This window comes from Vibrio sp. 1731 (assembly GCF_033339955.1).
Lineage (GTDB): Bacteria > Pseudomonadota > Gammaproteobacteria > Enterobacterales > Vibrionaceae > Vibrio > Vibrio alginolyticus.
Genome location: NZ_JAWOVO010000167.1, coordinates 1 through 1,044 on the forward strand (window position 1 = coordinate 1; position 1,044 = coordinate 1,044).

A 1,044-nucleotide genomic window follows, 5' to 3' on the forward strand; every position below is an offset into this window, starting at 1 on the left:
CGCCGCATGGCAGGCCGAATCTGCTTGCGCGTGCACCATTTGCGGCGTTTCTGCCGTGTGGTCGATGATACGAATGCCGACCGAGCAACTGATGAATAAGCGTGTGTCTTCCCAGATAAACAGGTGCTCACCCAATGTGGAGATAATCACCTTCGCAATATTGATCGCGCCATACTCGTCGCAATCTTTCAGTAGCACCGCGAATTCATCGCCGCCCATTCGCGCAAGCACGGAATTGTATGGCAGCACCTCTTCCAACATGCTGGCGCAAAATTGAATCGCGGCATCGCCCGCATCGTGCCCAACGGTGTCATTAAGCACTTTCAACTGGTCGAGATCGAGGTATAACATCGCATGCACTCGGCGGTGGCTATCCACTTCACGCAGCGCGGTTTTCAACTCCAACTCAAAGTGGTTGCGGTTGTATGTCCCCGTCAATAAGTCATAACGCGCCTGATACTCTAACTTCTCAGCCAAAAGTTTGGTCTCTGAAATGTCTTCACCCACAATCAGCAACTGATCGGAATCGTTGAGCGGTCGAATGTTTTCGCGTACCCAAACACTGTGCCCGTCAGCATGGCGATACTCGATTTCACGTCGCCACACATCATGAACTTGATGACTCGGTTGCAACAACACCTGACGTGGGAACAGCGCTTTGTCATCAAGATAGAACTCTCGTAGGCGATGGCCGAGCATCTCAATCGGCTCGTAGCCCAATAACAGCTGCGCGAATCGGTTCACTTCTTGGATGCGGTTGTGGCTGTCGAGCGTCACCATCATCACGGGCTGCTGCTCGTAGTAATTACGCAAGCTCGACTCACGCTGATAGAGCTTATCTTCCATCAACTTACGGCTGGTGATATCACGCGCCTCAAACAGATACTGCTTTTGTTTGCCTACCTGCTGGGAAAACGGCTTTAAGGAAATTTCGAGTACCATAGAGCCGTGCTCTTTGCTCCAGATTTCGGCTTCAAATGTCGAAACTTGTTGCTGCGGTGCATCAAAATAATCGGCGATCGCGTGGCGTGCTTGCTCACTCCA

General features: G+C 51.6%; 1 protein-coding gene. It reads right to left on the bottom strand.

All coding sequences use genetic code 11. The features are described from left to right. Window positions 1–1,044 (bottom strand): GGDEF domain-containing protein (locus R7035_RS25965; protein WP_318146415.1); only part of this gene is annotated, 1,044 nt, incomplete at both ends.